Origin of the sequence: Aquibium carbonis (assembly GCF_003970795.1) — a bacterium.
GTDB lineage: Bacteria > Pseudomonadota > Alphaproteobacteria > Rhizobiales > Rhizobiaceae > Aquibium > Aquibium carbonis.
Window position 1 is genome coordinate 1 of sequence record NZ_RWKW01000044.1, and the last position, 16,742, is coordinate 16,742.

The window sequence follows — 16,742 nt, forward strand, 5'->3', positions numbered from 1 at the left end:
CGACGCAATGCCCTGCGCCGTCTCCCGACCCATCACCCGGCCGTTTCGCGGCGCGGGAACGCGCCTGCGCGTCCATCCGACAGGAGCCACGCCATGCCCGCCAGGACCAGCGCCGTGCCGCCGCGTCAGAGAAGCTGGCCGAGGAAGGGCTGCACCGCGTGACCGGGCCGGAACTCGCCGATGCGCCTGATTTCCCATTCGAGCCGGATGCCCGACGTCTCGAGCACCCGCGCCCGCACCGTCTCGCCCAGGAACTCGAGGTCGTAGCCGGTGGCGTTGCCGGTGTTGATCATGAAGTTGCAGTGCATCGGCGAGATCTGCGCCCCGCCGATCACCAGCCCGCGGCAGCCCGCCTTGTCGATCTCCTTCCAGGCCGAGGTGCCGGGCGGGTTCTTGAAGGTCGAGCCGCCGGTCTTCTCGCGGATCGGCTGCACCGTCTCGCGATGCTGCTGCACCTTGTCCATGGCGCGACGGATGTCCTCGCGGTCGGCGGGCGAGCCTTCGAAGAGTGCCGCGGTGAAGATCAGGTCCTGCGGTGCGGCGGAATGGCGGTAGGCATAGCCCATCGCGGCATTGTCGAGCACGTGCAGGTCGCCCTGGCGGTCCAGCGCCCTGACCTCGACGACCCGCTCGCGCGTCTCCACGCCGTTGGCGCCGGCATTCATGCGCAGCGCCCCGCCGATCGAGCCCGGAATGCCGTGGTAGAAATGGAAGCCGCCGATGCCGGCGTCGAGCGCCACCTGCGCCACCCGCTTGTCGGGGGTCGACGCGCCGGCGCGGATGCGCGTCCCCGACACCGCCTCCGCCTCGCCGAACCCCTTGGCCGAGAGCCGCACGACGACGCCGCGGATGCCCGCCTCGCGCACGAGCAGGTTCGACCCGATGCCGACGACGGTCAGCGGCACGTCGGCCGGCAGCGCCTTCAGGAAGGCCGCCAGGTCCGCCTCGTCGGCCGGCTGGAACAGGAGGTCGGCCGTGCCGCCGGCCCGGAACCAGGTGATCCTGTCCATCGCCGCGTCGGGCGTCAGCCGTCCGCGCAGGCCCGCGAACCGGTCGCCAAGCCGGTCGAGAAGCGCTGCCCCCCCGCTCATGTCCCCGCCTCGAGGTTCTTGGGCAGCTGGTACGCCCACTGCGTGATGTTGCCGGCGCCCAGGAAGACGACGAAATCGCCGTCCCTGGCCAGCTCGCGCACGGCCGGTGCGATCGCCTCGGGTCCGGCGATGAAGCGCGCGTCGCGATGTCCGCCGGCCCGGATGCGCGCGACGAGCGTTTCCGACGTGATCCCCTCGATCGGCTCCTCGCCGGCGGTGTAGACCGGCGTGATCATCACCGTGTCGGCCTCGTTGAAGCAGGACGAGAAATCGTCGAACAGGTCGCGCAGCCGCGTGAAGCGGTGCGGCTGGGCGATTGCGATGACGCGGCCCGGCGCCGACTCGCGGGCGGCGCGCAGCACCGCCTTGATCTCGACGGGATGATGGCCGTAGTCGTCGAAGACCCGCACGCCGTTCCAGGTGCCGGTCGGCGTGAAGCGGCGCTTGACGCCGCCGAACCCGAGCAGCCCCTTGCGGATCGCGTCGGGGCCGATCCCCAGCTCATGCGCCACGGCGATGGCGGCGGTGGCGTTGGAGACGTTGTGATGGCCGGGCATCGGCAGCCGCAAGCCGTCGATCTCGGTCACCGCGCCGGTCTTGCGGTCGCGGATCGTCACGTCGAAGCGGCAGCCGCTGGCGTCGGTCTCGATGTTGCGGAAGCGCACCGCCGCCTGCGGGTTGCCGCCATAGGTGACGACGCGCCGGTCCTCGATGCGGCTGACCAGCGCCTGCACCTCCGGATGGTCGATGCACATCACGCCGAAGCCGTAGAACGGCACGTTCTCGACGAACTGGCGGAAGGCATCGCGCACCTTGTCGAAGCTGCCGTAATGGTCGAGGTGTTCGGGGTCGATGTTGGTGACCACCGCGATCTCGGCCGGCAGCTTCAGGAAGGTGCCGTCGCTCTCGTCGGCCTCCACCACCATCCAGTCGCCTGCGCCCATGCGCGCATTGGTGCCATAGGCGTTGATGATGCCGCCATTGATGACGGTCGGGTCGAGCCCGCCGGCATCCAGCAGCGCCGCGACCATGGAGGTCGTCGTGGTCTTGCCGTGCGTCCCGCCGATCGCCACCGCCTGGCGGAAACGCATCAACTCGGCCAGCATCTCGGCCCGCCGCACGATCGGCAGCAGCCGTTCGCGGGCGGCAAGCAGTTCCGGATTGGTCTTCTTGATCGCGGTGGACACCACCACCACTTCCGATTCGCCGAGGTTTTCGGCTGCATGGCCGACGAACACCGCGATGCCCTTGTCGCGCAGGCGCTGCACGTTGGCGCCGTCCGACTGGTCGGATCCCTGGACGCTGTAGCCAAGGCTGTGCAGCGCCTCGGCGATCCCGCTCATGCCGATGCCGCCGATCCCGATGAAATGGACGAGGCCGATCGTCTCCGGCATCTTCATGGCAGGCTCCTGATGTCTTCTTGTCGTTGGGATTATGCTGCGGCGGTCTTGCCCGAGGCAAGCGCTTCCACCAGATCGGCCAGCGATCGGGCGGCATCCGGCTTGCCGGTATTCTGGGCGGCGCTCGCCATTGCGGCCAGCCGCTCCGGCTCCGCCATGGCCTTCGAGATCAGGTCGGCGATCCGCTCCGCGCTCAGCGACGATTGCGGATGGACGTCGGCCCCGCCAGCCGCCGCGAGGGCTGCCGCGTTCGCCGCCTGGTCGTGATCGAGCGCATGCGGATAGGGCACGAGCATCGACGGCCGGCCGATCACCGCGATTTCCGAGACCGTGGAGGCGCCGGCGCGCGAGATCACCAAATGCGCCGCCGCGATGCGCTCGGCCATGTCGGTGAAGAAGGGCGAAATCTCCGCCGCGACGCCCATGCCGGCATAGGCCTGGCGAACCGCCGCCTCGTCTTCCGGCCGCGCCTGCTGCGTGATCCTCAGCCGCATGCGCACGTTTTCGGGCAGCGTCGCGATCGCGGTTGGAACGGCTTGCGAAAAGAACTGCGCGCCCTGGCTGCCGCCGAAGACCAGGAGGTTGAAGCGCGCGTCGGGAATCGACGCGAAATAGGGCGTCCGCGCCGCTTCGATCACGGCGGGCCGAACAGGATTGCCGGTCACGACGGTCTTTCCGCCGGCCGGCAGGAAACCGCCGGCAATGGCCGTCACCCGGCCTGCCAGCGCCTTGTTGGCCCGGCCCATCACGGCGTTCTGTTCGTGGATCAGCGTCGGCAGCCCGCGTCGCGTCGCGGCATAGAGCGGCGGCAGCGTGGGATAGCCGCCGAAGCCGACGACGACCTTGGGCTTGAGCCGGTTGATCAGCTTGGTGGAGGCCTTGACGCCTGCCCAGATCGTCAGCCCCGCCCGGACGAGCGCAATCGGATTGCGCGATCCGATCGTGGCCGACGGCGCCGTGTGGATGGCGTCCGCCGGAAACCGGCCTGCATAGCGCTCGGCTCGCCCGTCGGTGACGAGATGGACGCTCCAGCCGCGTTCCTTCAGTTCATGTGCCAGCGCCTCGGCCGGGAACACGTGCCCGCCGGTGCCGCCCGCAGCCAGAAGGATGACGCCCTTGTGCGTATCGCCGGTCTCCATCGCGCGTTTTGCTTTCTCACTCCGCCGGCAGGATGCGCGGCGGGAACACGAAGTCCGACGTCTTGCGGCGTTCGGGCCTTCGCGTCGTCAGGGCCAGCACCATGCCCATGGAGATCGCCATCGCCACCAGAGACGAGCCGCCATAGGAGATGAACGGCAGCGTCATGCCCTTGGCCGGCATCAGTTGCAGGTTCACGCTCATGTTGATCACGGACTGGAAGCCCATCAGGATGACGAGGCCGGACACGGCAAAGCGGGTGAAATCGTCCTCTTCCTTGAGCGCGAATCGCAGTCCCTTCAGAACGATGAAGGCAAACAGGCCCACCACCACGAAGCACAGCACGATGCCGAACTCCTCGGCCGCGACCGAGAAGATGAAGTCGGTGTGGCTGTCGGGCAGGATGCGCTTGACCGTACCCTCACCCGGTCCCTGTCCCCACCAGCCGCCGCGGATGATCGCCTCGCGCCCGGTATCCACCTGGAACGTGTCGCCCTCGCCGGTCAGGAAGCGGTCGATGCGGCCGGCCACGTGCGGGAAGACGGTATAGGCGGCAGCGCCCCCGGCGATGCCGACCGCGCCCAGAAGCAGGATCCAGAACCATGGCATGCCGGCCATGAAGAACATCGCTCCCCAGGTGCCGAGCACCAGGATGGTCTGGCCGAGGTCGGGCTGCGCGACGAGCAGCGCCAGAACGAGCACCAGCAGGATCATGGCGAACAGATTGCCGGGGATTTCCGGCTGCCGCCGGTGCTCTGCGAACAGCCAGGCGCAGATGATCACGAAGGCCGGCTTCATGAATTCCGACGGCTGCACCGACACGCCGGCCAGCGCCACCCATCGCCGTGCGCCCTTGACCTCCACGCCGATGAACAGCGCCGCCACCATCAGCACCAGCGATCCGGCGAGGATCAGCAGCGCCACCCGCCGCACGTTGCGCGCCGAAAGAAAGGAGACCCCGATCATCGCCACCAGCGCCGGGATCATGAAGAGGATCTGGCGTTCGACGAAATGGAAGCTGTCCAGCCCGATGCGTTCGGCCACGGCCGGGCTCGCGGCAAACGACAGCACCACGCCAAGCACCATCAGGCTCAGGAAGGCCGCCAGATACCAGCGGTCCACCGTCCACCACCAGGTTGCGATCAATCCCCTGTCCACGCGGCTTGCCATCAGTGTGTCCCTCCGATCGGCTGTATGCCCTCGAGCGCCTGCACGGCGGCCCGGAAGGCTTCGCCACGCACCTCGAAATTCTTGAACTGGTCGAAACTCGCGCAGGCCGGCGAGAGCAGCACCACCGCTTCGCCGGCATCGTCGCGCGACGCGTCTTCCGCTGCGTGGCGTACCGCCGCTTCAAGCGTGCCGGAAATCTCGAAGGGCGCGTCCTCGCCGAGTGTGGCCGCGAAGGCCGGCGCCGCCTCGCCGATCAGGTAGGCACGGGCAATACGCGGAAAGAGACCGCGCAGCGGCTCGATCCCGCCCTCCTTGGGCAGGCCGCCGGCGATCCAGTAGATGCGCTCGAAGCTCGACAGCGCCGGCGCGGCCGCTTCCGCATTGGTCGCCTTGGAATCATTGACGAACAGCACCCGGCCCGCGCGTCCCACCTGTTCCATGCGATGCACGAGGCCGGGAAAACTCGACAGCCCCTTCTGGATTTCTTCGGCGCGCAGACCCACGGTCAGGCAGGCCGCCACCGCCGCCAGTGCGTTTTGCGCGTTGTGCTGGCCGCGCAACGAGCCAATGCCTTCCAGCGATGCGATCGCCTTGATCCGCCCTGCCTTGGCAAGCTTCAGTACCGGACCCTCGGCAAACAGGCCGTCCGTCAGGGCCAGGCGCTTGGAAATGCGCAGCACCGGCTTGCCGGTGCGTTCCAGGCGGTCGGCGATCTGCGCGCACCAGCTGTCGTCGACGCCGACGATCGCGGTGCCGCTGCCAGCCACCAGCCGTTCCTTGATCTCGGCGTAATGCTGCATGGTGCCGTGCCGGTCCAGATGGTCCGGTGTGAGGTTCAGGAGCACGCCGGCCGTCGGGTCGATCGAGGGCGCGAGGTCGATCTGGTAGGACGAGCATTCGACGACGTAGACGCGGCCGGGGGCCGGCGGGTCGAGCGTCATGACGGCCCGGCCGATGTTTCCGCCCATCTGCGCGTCGCGGCCTGCCGAGGCAAGGATGTGCGCCGTCAGCGCGGTCGTGGTAGACTTGCCGTTGGTGCCCGTGATGGCGATGAACGGGGCGTCCGCCGCGCTTGCCGCGCGCTCCCGCGCGAACAGTTCGATGTCGCCGATCACCTCGACGCCCGCCGCCCGGGCCAGTTCGACCGTCCAGTGCGGCTTGGGATGGGTCAGCGGGACGCCCGGCGACAAGACGAACGACGAGAGCGTCGCCCAATCCGTGCTTCTCAGGTTGCCCGTCGGCACGCCCTGCCCCGTCGCACGTGACACGCTCTCCGGATTGTCGTCGAAAGCCACCACCTCGGCGCCGCCGGCCGCCAATGCATGCGCGGTGGCGATGCCGGACCCTCCAAGGCCGAACAGGGCGACGCGCTTGCCGGAGAAGGTGGTGGCCGGAATCATGTTATCTGAGCTTCAGCGTCGAGAGGCCGATCAGGGCGAGAATGACCGCAATGATCCAGAACCGGATCACGATCTGGCTCTCGGTCCATCCCATCTTCTCGAAATGGTGGTGGATCGGTGCCATCAGGAAGACGCGCTTCCCCGTCATCTTGAAGACGGCAACCTGGATGATGACCGAGAGCGCTTCCATCACGAAAAGGCCGCCGATGATGGCGAGCACGATCTCGTGCTTGGCAGCTACAGCGACAGTCCCGATCAGTCCCCCGAGAGCGAGCGATCCGGTGTCGCCCATGAAGATCGCGGCCGGTGGCGCATTGAACCAGAGGAAGCCGAGGCCCGCGCCGATGACCGCGCCGAGCACGACGGCGAGTTCCCCGGTGCCGGGCGTGAAGTGGATCTGCAGATAGTCGGCGAAGACGGCGTTTCCAGAAAGATAGGCGATCACGCCGAACGACGCCGCCGCGATCATGACCGGCACGATCGCAAGCCCGTCGAGACCGTCTGTCAGATTGACTGCGTTGCCGGCGCCGACGATGACGAAGGCCGCGAAGGGAATGAAGAAGATCGACAGGTTGATGATCAGGTCCTTGATGAACGGGAATGTCAGCGAGGACGAGAATGGTGCCTGGCCGTTTTGCATGATGATGGTGGCGGCCAAGCCAGCGATGAGGAACTCGAGGAGCAACCGCATCTTGCCTGAAATGCCGAGATGGCTCTGCTTGGTCACCTTCTTGTAATCGTCGTAAAAGCCGATCGCGCCAAAGCCGAGCGTCACCATCAGGACCACCCACACGTAAACGCTGGACAGGTTGGCCCACAGGAGGGACGAGCCGACTATACCGCTGATGATCATCAGTCCGCCCATTGTCGGCGTACCGGCTTTCTTGAAATGGGTCTGCGGTCCATCTGCCCTGATCGGCTGTCCCTTGCCCTGCCTGACCCTCAGCGAGTTGATGATCATCGGTCCGAACATGAAGACGATGAGCGCCGAGGTGATCAGCGCTCCACCGGTTCGGAATGTGATGTAGCGAAAGACGTTGAAGGCCGGAAAGTCGGCGGCCACGCTCGCGAGCCAGGTCAGCATGGAATGGAGGTCCCCCGGTTCATTGGCGCGCGTCCTCGGAGCATGAGGTCCCCTCCGCAGGAAAGCGAGACGTCAGCGCGTCCACGATTTTCGAAAAGCCGAGTCCGTTCGATGATTTGATCATCACCACATCTCCCGGGCCGACGATGGAAACGAGCAACGGAATGAGTTCCGCCCCCGTTTCGCGGTATTGCAGTGGGATGTCGTCGCCGAGTGCGGCCTCCAGCGCCGCCATCTCCGCGCCGGCCAGGAAAACGAGATCCGGAGCTGCCTCCCGCAAAGGCTCGGCCAGGGCTGCATGGAACTTGCGCGAATGAGCGCCGAGTTCGCGCATCTCGCCCAGCACGGCGATCCTTCGGCCCTCTCCGCTGATCGAGCTGCGCGCTAGAAGGTCGAGTGCGACCTTCATGGACGCCGGATTGGCGTTGTAGCTTTCATCGATCACGATGAAGGGTCCGTCCGGATGCCGGAGCGTTGAGCGCGCGCCGCGACCGCGCTCGGGCGTCAACAATGCGAGCGCCTCGGCCGCCATGCCGACGTCCCCACCAGCGAGATAGACCGCGCCCAGCACCGCAAGGACGTTCTGAACGATGTGTCGCCCCGGCGCGCCGATCTGCGCATCGAAGGTTTCGCCTCCGATCTTGACGGTTATCGAGGAATGATGTTCGCCCAACGTGCAAGCCAGCAGTTTGACCTGCGAGCGTGAGTGCTCGCCAAAGCCGGTGATGTTCTGAACGCCTGCCTCGCGTGCGAGCTTGTCGAGGATTCGCCAACGATGATCATCGCGATTGATCAGCGCATGGCCGCCCGGAACGATCCCCTCGAAAATCTCCGCTTTGGCCCGCGCGATGTCATCGACCGAATGGAAATGGCCAAGATGCGCCGCCGCGACCATCGTGACAATCGCCACGTGCGGCCTCACAAGCTTGACCAGGGGTCGGATCTCGCCCGCATGATTCATGCCGATCTCGAAGATGGCATAGTCCGAATCTTGTGGCATGCGCGCGAGAGAAAGAGGTACGCCCCAATGGTTGTTGAAAGACCGTTCCGCCGCATGCACCGTGCCGGAGACCGAGAGCGCTAGTCGGAGCGCTTCCTTTGTGGAGGTCTTGCCGGCCGACCCGGTCACGGCAATGACTTTGGCTCGTGACCGGGCCCGCGCTGCGACACCGAGCATTTCGAGTGCAGCGAGCACATCCTCGACGACGATCATTGGCATCGTCAGGCGCCCGAGCGCGGCCAGCTTGCTGTCGGATACCACCATCAAGTTGGCGCCGGCCGCCATCGCCGCCGTCGCGAAATCATGCCCGTCGAACACGTCGCCTTTGATAGCGAAGAAGGCGTCACCGGGCTTCAGCGTCCGCGTGTCGATCGAAATCCCCGATACACCTTGCGGCATTGTACCCAGCGGGCGTCCGCCCATCGCGGCAATCATCGCCTCACTGGTCCATAGCACGGTCATCGCGAGCTCTCCGCCAACGCAGCGCGCGCTTCCTCGTGATCGGAGAAATGATGCGTATCGAGGCCAACCGTCTGACCGACCTCGTGGCCTTTGCCTGCAATCACCAGCGTGTCGCCAGCGCCGAGCATGGCTATAGCCTCGCGGATTGCCCGCCGCCGGTCGCCAATCTCAATCGCGCCTGGTGCAGCCACCAGAATTTGCTCTCGGATTGCGGCAGGCAACTCCGAACGCGGGTTGTCGTCGGTAATGATGACGATGTCGGCCAACCGCGTCGCGATCTCGCCCATGATGGGCCTTTTGCCTTTGTCGCGGTCGCCGCCGCAACCGAAAACCACCACGACGCGCCCTGTCGTGAACGGCCGTACAGCTGCAAGCACGTGTTCCAATGCTTCCGGCTTGTGGGCATAGTCGACATAAACCGGCGCGCCCGCCTCCGTCGAGCCCACGAGGTCGAGCCGACCCGGCGCGCCCTGCAGGTGCTCCAGCGCCTCCATCGCCGTAGCGGAAATGATGCCAGTCGACATGGCGAGGCCCGCCGCTACCATCGCATTGGCGATCTGGAAGTCGCCGGCAAGCGGCAGAACAATCTCGTGGATTACGCCATCAACTTCGATCTCGGCTCGCTGGCGCCGCCGTTCGTGCTCGACCCGCTTCAAGCAGAGGAACCCCCCCTTCCGCCCGACCGTGCGCACGTCGAGGCCGGCGCCGCGGGCAGCCGCGATCGTCGCCTCGGACCACGGATCATCGGCAAAGATGATCGCCGGTCCGCCCCTCGGCATCAGTTCGGTGAAGAGCCGCATCTTGGCCGAATGATAACTCTCGACTGTTGGATGATAGTCCATGTGATCGCGGCCGAGATTGGTAAACGCCGCCGCCGCGAGATGAACCCCGTCGAGGCGGTGCTGATCGAGGCCGTGGCTCGATGCCTCCATCGCGGCATGGGTGACGCCGGCGGCCGCCAGTTCGGCAAGCAACCGATGCAGTTCGACGGGGTCTGGTGTCGTCAGCGATCCATATTCGGCCCGACCAGGCGCTACCACGCCGGTGGTACCGATGCTCGCCGCCGGCTTGCCGGCGTGGGTCCATATCTGGCGCACGAAGGCTGCGACCGACGTCTTGCCGCTGGTCCCCGTCACAGCCACCATCGTCTCGGGTTGACGTCCATAGAAGCGTGCGGCAGCGAGCGCGAGCGCCCGGCGCGGTTCGGCGGCCCGAAACATCGGCACGGTTAGCGTGGACGCATCCGCATCAGCGGGAGCGATCACGGCGATGGCACCGCGTGAGACCGCATTGGCAACAAATGACATTCCGTCAGTCTTGGAACCACGCAATGCTGCGAAGACGAACCCCGGCTGCACGGCGCGCGAATCTGACGTTATACCAGCGACGATCGCCTCGCCGTGCAAGGCGGGACCGCTGGAAACGATGTCTGCAAGGTCGCCGAGTTTCATTCGTTCACTGTTTCGGAAGTTTTCGCGCAGCATCCCACGGCGCGACGATCAGAATCATCAGTTGGAGACCAGCAGGGCCCCGCTTTCATGGCCGAATTCGGGCTTTACGCCAAGCAGCGGCGCGGAGCGGCGAATGATGTTTGCCACGATCGGCGCGGCGTTCAGGCCTGAAGTCGCTCCCATGCCGGGTTTCTCCGGCTTCGGCTCGTCGATGATCGACAGCACGACATACTGCGGATTCTCGATCGGAAAGGCAGCCAGGAAGGCATTGAACCGCTTGTCCTTGGCGTAGCGTCCGTTGACCACCTTCTCGGCCGTGCCGGTCTTGCCTCCGACCCTGTAGCCCGGAACTTCGGCTCGTCGGCCAGATCCCTTCTCTGCATTCAGACGGTAGAGGTAGCGCATGTCCATTGTCGTCTTGGGATTGAGGACCTGAACCGCGACTTGGTCCGCTTCCTCTTGGCTGCGCGGCAGGAAGGTCGGCGGAATGAGCTTGCCGCCGTTCATCAGCGCCGCCGCTGCGACGGCCGTCTGCAAGGGCGTGGTAGCAAAGCCATGGCCAAACGAGATGGTGATAGAATTCAGTTGCTTCCATTCCCGTGGCTCGGTCGGCGACGCTACCTCAGGCAGTTCCATGCGCATACGGTCGAGCAGGCCTAGCCGCTTCAGGAACTCGCGGTGTCCATCGATCCCGACATCCATCGCCATTCGCGCGGATGCGATGTTCGACGAATAGATGAAAACCTCTGGCACGGTCAGCACGCGGCCCTTGCCATGGAAGTCGCGGATAGTGAAGCGTCCCATCGAGAGCGGCCGCGACGCATCGTAAGAACTGTTCATCGTCGCCTTGCCCGCATCGAGGACCATGGCTGTGGTAAAGCTCTTAACCGTCGAGCCCATTTCGTAGACGCCGGCCGACATGCGGTTCAGCCGATCCTTCTCATGGGCATTGAACGGGTTGTTCGGATCGAAATCCGGCACCGAGGCCATCGCCATGATCTCGCCCGTATTGACGTTGAGCACGACGGCGCCGGCTGCAATGGCGTGGTAGCGCTCCATCGCAGCGGCGATCTCGTCGCGCACAATATGCTGGACGCGGAGGTCGATCGACAGTCTGACCGGCTGAAGCGCCGAGGATGAGACAAGGCCGGTTGCACGGAGGTCGGCGAGGCCCTGCCCGTCGACAAACTTCTCCATGCCCGCGATACCCTCGTTATCGATGTTGACGAGCCCAAGAATATGCGAAGCCGTCGGCCCCCCCGGGTAGAAGCGCCGCTTTTCCGGCCGAAAGCCGATGCCGGGGATGCCCAGTTGGAGAATCTCGTTCTGTTGGCGTGGCGTGATCTCGCGTTTCAGCCAGGCGAAGCCTGTCCCGCTGGTGAGCTTGCGATAGGTCTGTTCGTAGTCGAGCGACGGCAGCACGGTCGACAGTAGCTCGACCGCCTCGTCAGGGTCGACGATGCGGCGCGGTTCGGCAAACAACGATGCCGACTTGATATCGGTGGCCAGAACCTGGCCATTGCGATCGAGCAGGTCGGGCCGCGACGCCGCCATCCGCCCGCCGCCGAAAAACTGTCCGGTCTCCGGCTCCTGAAGGCCAAGATAGACGAGCCTACCGGCTATTGTAGCGTAGATGCCGAAAAACACCATCATGGTGAGAAAGACCCGCGAGCGCCCGCCATTGGCCTTTCGCGTGCCATCCACGACGATGCCTTCCGGTCCCTCGGAAGCCAAGCGATTGCGTCCGAACACTGTTTTCAACCAGCCTTTCATCGCGGCGTACTCCCGGTCGTGGTTGCGTCCGTACCTTCCGATACCAGCCTGCCGCCAAGCGCGGCGCCGGGAGCATCGACGTCGATAGTGGGCAATGGTATCTCGGCCAGATCAGCGATCTGTCGTGCGTCGATCGGATGAAGGTTCAATTCATCCTTGTAGGCCTCCGCCAGCGTCTGTAACCGCACGGGTTGTGTGAGCAGGCTCCAGTCGGCCCGCAGCAGATCTGCGGTCTCTTCTTCGTAGCGAATCTGGCTCTCGATACGTCGCAGCGCGCGCAACTCGTCCTCTGCGTCGTGCTTGGTCTGGTACGTGAAAGCAGCTGCAGAAACCATGACGGCGATCAGCACCGTGTCGGTGGTACGAAACATTTCAACGCCCCTCGCCTGAGGATCGGACGTCCGGCAAGCGCGGAAATCCAAAAATGGAATGGTCTTCGCGCCTGACGGGAGCGTGGGTGCGGATGGCGGCGCGAAGCTTGGCCGACCGTGCGCGGGTGTTGCGCTCCGCTTCGTCCGCAGACGCAATTATCGCCTTGCCTGACTTCTCGAAGGTCGGTTCTTCCTCCCGGACCTCTGGCATGTGCCGCGAACCGCTGGCTACGCCGGAACGGTCCGCGATGAAACGCTTGACGATGCGATCTTCAAGAGAATGAAACGTGACAACGACGAGCCGTCCGCCGGGCTTTAGTGTACGCTCGGCTGCGTGGAGCGCCCGCGCCAGTTCCCCCAGTTCGTCGTTGACGAAAATGCGTAGCGCCTGGAATACGCGCGTCGCCGGATGGATGCGGTCCTTCGGATGGCGCCCAACCAGCGATTCGATCGCCTCGGCGAGATCCCGTGTCCTCTCGAATGGCCTTCCCGCCCTCCGTTTGTCGATCATGCGAGCTATTCGTCCGGCATGCCGCTCTTCACCGAGGATGCCGAAAATACGAGTCAGGTCGCCCGCTTTGACGGTATTGACCACATCGGCAGCGGTCGGCCCCGACTGCGACATGCGCATGTCGAGCGGGCCATCGAGGCGGAAAGAGAACCCACGCCCGGCTTGATCGAGCTGCATCGACGAAACGCCGACATCCAGCACAACACCGTCGACTGCCTGGGTCGCATGCGTGTCGAGATTCGAGAACGGGCCGCTGACCAGCCTCAGCCGACCGCCAGACGAGGCCTCAAGCGCCCGCCCGGCGCCAATAGCATCAGGATCGCGGTCGATCGCGATCACCGAGGCTCCAGCCTCGAGAATGGCGCGCGTGTAGCCCCCGGCGCCATAAGTCCCATCAATGAATGTTTCGCCTGCTTTAGGTGAAAGAGCGGCCAGCACTTCCTGGAGAAGAACCGGAATGTGGGGGGCCGGTCCGCCACCGGCGTCCTCGCGGCCGCCGTTGCCCGCCATCATTCCGTTCCTCCCAATGGCCGAGGCCCAACTTGGTTCCGGCGCGATCGCGACAACCGCGCCCGCGCTTCTTCCCGGTAGGCATGAAAGCGCGCAGGCTCCCACATCTGGAAGAACTGCCCCCGGCCGACGAAGGCAACCTCCGTCCCGATACCCGTATGCTCGCGCATGAAATCCGTCACCGTGATGCGCCCGTCCCCGTCCAGCTTCAGGAAGGCCCCGTCCCCGTGGCAGAAGAATGACATGTCGTCCGCCGCCTGCGCGAAGGGGTCTTCCCGCGCGATCCGCGCCTCGTAGCGGTCGAGTAGATCGAGCCCGCCCACGTCCAGGGCCGGAATATCCAGCGCCCTGAGTGCATAGAGGTCGCCCTCGCTCCGCTTGGCCAGCACCGCCCTGAAATGCGCGGGAACGGAAACGCGACCCTTCTGGTCGATCCGGTTCACCGCGTTGGAAAGGTAGCGATCCATCACCCGTCAAAGCCGCCCGCGCCGCTGCGCATTCGATCGTGAGTACCACCGCGCATGGGCGCGAAACCGACACGACGCCGCCCGTCCCATGGCCGTGCGCCTCTCGTCCCGCGATCACGCGAACCGCGGCCAAATCGTACGTCGGGCACGCACGCAAAACGGAGACTTGATTACGCTCAAGGGATATCATGGGCACACATGGGCGTCAACGGGACCAAGCTCCACACGGTCGGCAGGCAGGCCGGTTCCTGCGAGTCGACCGATTCGTCCTTTATGCTTCATTAGGCCTAACGAAGAGTTGAGATCGGCGCGGCGAAGACCCGTCCTCTGGCGTTCGTCAGGCTTGTCGAATAGACGATCCGGAAACGAGAAGGATCACCGCCATGACCGATCTGGCCGCCCGCGCCGCCGACCTCCTCCACCTGCGCCGCCGCCATCTCGCCAAGGGCGATCCGGTCGCCCTGCCGCTGACGATGACCTCGATGTTCCACCTGCCCGGCGATCCGGCGGGCTTCGCGCAGTATGGCCGTTTCGACAACGCCACCTGGGAAGCCGTGGAGGATGCGCTCGGCCATCTCGATGGCGCCCGCGCACTGGCGTTCCCGTCGGGCATGGGCGCGATCTCGGCCGTCCTGACCGCCCTGTCGAAAACCGGGGACCGCATCCTCCTGCCCTCGGACGGCTACTACACGGTTCGCCTCTTCGCCGACCGCTTCCTGTCGCGCCTCGGCATCACGGCCGATCGGCGACCGACGGCCTCCTTCCTCGACGGCGGCTTCGAGGGCTATTCCATCGTCTATATCGAAACGCCGTCGAACCCGGGCCTCGACATCTGCGACATCGCTGTGATCAGCAAGTCCGCGCATGCGGCAGGCGCGCTCGTCGTCGTCGACAACACCACCATGACCGCTTTCGGCCAGCGCCCACTTGACCTTGGAGCCGACATCCTCGTCTCCGCCGACACGAAGGCCGCAAACGGCCATTCGGACGTACTGTTCGGCCACGTCTCCAGTCGCGACGATGCGGTGATGGCGGCCATAGCCGAATGGCGCAAGCTGTCGGGCGCCATCCCCGGCCCTTTTGAGGCCTGGCAGGTGCATCGCGGACTCGAAACGCTGGAACTGCGCTTCGACCGTATGTGCTCGACGGCCGAACGGATTGCACCGCGCCTGCGCGACCACAAGGCCCTTAAGGCCGTCCGCTTCCCAGGCCTCCCCGACGATCCCGCCCACAATCTGGCGCGGGTACAAATGGACCGCTTCGGCTTCTTGATCGGCCTGACGCTCGAGACCGCGGAAAAGGCCGAAGCCTTCATCGATGGCTGCCGCCTTCTCCAGCCGGCCACCTCCTTCGGCGGCACCCACTCCTCGGCCGAGCGCCGCGCCCGCTGGGGCGACGCCGTCGTCCCCGGCTTCGTGCGCCTGTCGATCGGCTGCGAGCCGGCGGAGGAGCTATGGTCGGCACTGGAAGAGGCGCTGGACGCGGTGGGGTGAGAAACGTCGGTCGGCAGTTCCGAGGAACACCTCGTCGGTGATGTTCCTCGGAGCCGAGACATGACGTCCGCGAAGGAGGATCTGCCAGCTGGCCTGTAAGCCGGGTTCTGTATGGCCCCGGCGCATTGCTGCGCCAGAACGTGGCGGCCATTCATCTGCGGCGGACATTGCTGTCCGCCTGATGCAACCTACCCGGATGGCTGGGCCGGAAACTGCCCGGGAGCGAACTCCCGCGCCATCCCTATTCGGTCTTGCTCCCGGTGGGGCTTGCCGTGCCGCTTCCGTTACCGGTCGCGCGGTGGGCTCTTACCCCACCCTTTCACCCTTACCCCGCCGATTTTCCGGTCCGCCGAAGGCTCGACGGGCCGGAAGACAGGCGGGGCGGTCTGCTCTCTGTGGCGCTATCCCTGGGGTCGCCCCCGCCGGCAGTTAACCGGCACCGTGTTTCCATGGAGCCCGGACTTTCCTCACACGCGGTCTTTCGACACTTGCGCCTGCGGCCGCCCGGCCAGCTGGCAGGACGCATAAAGGCTTTCGCGCGTCAAAATACAAGCCTCGTCCGACGCATTCGGGCGACGAGCGATGCCCTCACCCGAAAAGCCGTCTCAGCTGCCGATGACGCGCTTCACCTTGCTGCAATAGGCGGACGACACCCTGTTCATCCGCTTGGCGGCATGACCGGCATTGTAGCGCAAGATCGTGCCGCAGGTGTCGCCGCCACCGAGCTCATGCGCCTTGGCCAGGTACTTCATTCCGTACTTGACGTTGGTCTCGGGGTCGTAGAGCCCCTTGGCCGAACCCGAATAGCCCATCATGCGCGCCGTCGCCGGCTTGATCTGCATGAGGCCGATCTCGCCCGCCCGCCCCGTCACGTGGGGCCGGAAGTTGCTCTCGACGGTCACGACCGCATGGGCCAGCGCCACCGGCACGCCATACGCCTTGGCATAGCGAGTCACGATGGCTGGAAGCTCGCCTTTTACCGCCTTCACGTCCACCGTTTCCGCCCGCTTCCCACCGCCCAGCTTGGCAAGGAGGCCGGGGCGCTCGTCACTGACGATCGATGCGGTGGTGGCCATGTCGACGCCTGGCAACGCTTCGGCTTTCGCATCGACCACAGGCGCCTTCCCAGCATCCTGGCGACGACCGCTCTCGGCATGGGCAACGGCATTCACGGCGACGGCGGCCAGCGCCACCGCGACAAGGAGGGTTCTCTTCATTCGATCCTGTATCTTCTTCTTGGCGCCCGGTTGGCCCGGGCAGCGGTTGTCCGAGGGATCCGCCGGCCGTCGATCGGGCTTGGCGGATGCGAAGGAGGCCGCATGTGACGGCGCAATGAGCAGCCAAAATGGCCGCGCGCCTCAACTTTGTTGACAAGATGTTACATCAACCAATTGATTCGGTTGAATTACGTAGCGTCAAATC

Annotated in this window: 14 protein-coding genes and 1 other RNA gene; 1 reads left to right on the forward strand and 14 read right to left on the reverse strand. The window is 65.4% G+C overall.

What is annotated here, in order from left to right; all coding sequences use genetic code 11:
- Positions 1-125 precede the first annotated feature (125 nt).
- From murB to mraZ, 12 genes are read right to left on the reverse strand one after another with little or no spacing between them, the layout of a single operon-like run.
- Positions 126-1,091 (reverse strand): UDP-N-acetylmuramate dehydrogenase, encoded by a 966-nt coding sequence (gene murB, locus EJC49_RS12910; protein ID WP_126700349.1) that lies wholly within the window; start codon positions 1,089-1,091, stop codon positions 126-128.
- Positions 1,088-2,491: a UDP-N-acetylmuramate--L-alanine ligase gene (gene murC / locus EJC49_RS12915; protein WP_126700350.1), complete on the reverse strand. Its 1,404-nt coding sequence runs from the start codon at positions 2,489-2,491 to the stop codon at positions 1,088-1,090. Before murC ends, murB begins: the two co-directional genes overlap by 4 nt.
- A gap of 32 nt (positions 2,492-2,523) precedes the next feature.
- Positions 2,524-3,630: an undecaprenyldiphospho-muramoylpentapeptide beta-N-acetylglucosaminyltransferase gene (murG, locus tag EJC49_RS12920; protein WP_126700351.1), complete on the reverse strand. Its 1,107-nt coding sequence runs from the start codon at positions 3,628-3,630 to the stop codon at positions 2,524-2,526.
- Between the two features lie 16 nt (positions 3,631-3,646).
- Positions 3,647-4,798: a putative lipid II flippase FtsW gene (gene ftsW, locus EJC49_RS12925; protein WP_126700352.1), complete on the reverse strand. Its 1,152-nt coding sequence runs from the start codon at positions 4,796-4,798 to the stop codon at positions 3,647-3,649.
- On the reverse strand, positions 4,798-6,198 hold the full coding sequence (gene murD, locus EJC49_RS12930) for a UDP-N-acetylmuramoyl-L-alanine--D-glutamate ligase (RefSeq protein ID WP_126700353.1): 1,401 nt from the start codon (positions 6,196-6,198) through the stop codon (positions 4,798-4,800). The genes ftsW and murD overlap by 1 nt, the downstream gene beginning before the upstream one ends.
- Position 6,199: 1 nt before the next feature.
- Positions 6,200-7,282: a phospho-N-acetylmuramoyl-pentapeptide-transferase gene (mraY, locus tag EJC49_RS12935; RefSeq protein ID WP_126700354.1), complete on the reverse strand. Its 1,083-nt coding sequence runs from the start codon at positions 7,280-7,282 to the stop codon at positions 6,200-6,202.
- 19 nt (positions 7,283-7,301) lie between these two features.
- The gene (locus EJC49_RS12940; RefSeq protein ID WP_126700355.1) at positions 7,302-8,744 is read right to left on the reverse strand and encodes a UDP-N-acetylmuramoylalanyl-D-glutamyl-2,6-diaminopimelate--D-alanyl-D-alanine ligase; all 1,443 of its coding nucleotides are present in this window, start codon (positions 8,742-8,744) and stop codon (positions 7,302-7,304) included.
- Complete coding sequence (locus tag EJC49_RS12945; protein ID WP_126700356.1) at positions 8,741-10,195, reverse strand: UDP-N-acetylmuramoyl-L-alanyl-D-glutamate--2,6-diaminopimelate ligase; 1,455 nt, start codon at positions 10,193-10,195, stop codon at positions 8,741-8,743. The genes EJC49_RS12940 and EJC49_RS12945 overlap by 4 nt, the downstream gene beginning before the upstream one ends.
- 57 nt (positions 10,196-10,252) lie before the next feature.
- Complete coding sequence (locus tag EJC49_RS12950; RefSeq protein ID WP_126700357.1) at positions 10,253-11,968, reverse strand: peptidoglycan D,D-transpeptidase FtsI family protein; 1,716 nt, start codon at positions 11,966-11,968, stop codon at positions 10,253-10,255.
- Positions 11,965-12,339 (reverse strand): cell division protein FtsL, encoded by a 375-nt coding sequence (gene ftsL / locus EJC49_RS12955; RefSeq protein WP_126700358.1) that lies wholly within the window; start codon positions 12,337-12,339, stop codon positions 11,965-11,967. The genes EJC49_RS12950 and ftsL overlap by 4 nt, the downstream gene beginning before the upstream one ends.
- Before the next feature lies 1 nt (position 12,340).
- The gene (gene rsmH / locus EJC49_RS12960; RefSeq protein ID WP_126700359.1) at positions 12,341-13,363 is read right to left on the reverse strand and encodes a 16S rRNA (cytosine(1402)-N(4))-methyltransferase RsmH; all 1,023 of its coding nucleotides are present in this window, start codon (positions 13,361-13,363) and stop codon (positions 12,341-12,343) included.
- Positions 13,360-13,827: a division/cell wall cluster transcriptional repressor MraZ gene (gene mraZ / locus EJC49_RS12965; RefSeq protein WP_126700360.1), complete on the reverse strand. Its 468-nt coding sequence runs from the start codon at positions 13,825-13,827 to the stop codon at positions 13,360-13,362. The genes rsmH and mraZ overlap by 4 nt, the downstream gene beginning before the upstream one ends.
- Positions 13,828-14,210: 383 nt before the next feature.
- Between mraZ and EJC49_RS12970 the strand changes: the two genes are divergently transcribed.
- Positions 14,211-15,320, forward strand: a complete 1,110-nt coding sequence (locus EJC49_RS12970; RefSeq protein WP_126700361.1) for a cystathionine gamma-lyase — start codon at positions 14,211-14,213, stop codon at positions 15,318-15,320.
- 80 nt (positions 15,321-15,400) lie between these two features.
- On the opposite strand, the gene rnpB is transcribed toward EJC49_RS12970, so the two are convergent.
- Positions 15,401-15,836, reverse strand: an RNA gene (rnpB, locus tag EJC49_RS12975) — RNase P RNA component class A.
- A gap of 89 nt (positions 15,837-15,925) precedes the next feature.
- A complete protein-coding gene (locus tag EJC49_RS12980; RefSeq protein ID WP_126700362.1) occupies positions 15,926-16,537 on the reverse strand; it encodes a lytic transglycosylase domain-containing protein in 612 nt (203 codons plus the stop codon).
- Between the last annotated feature and the right edge of the window lie 205 nt (positions 16,538-16,742).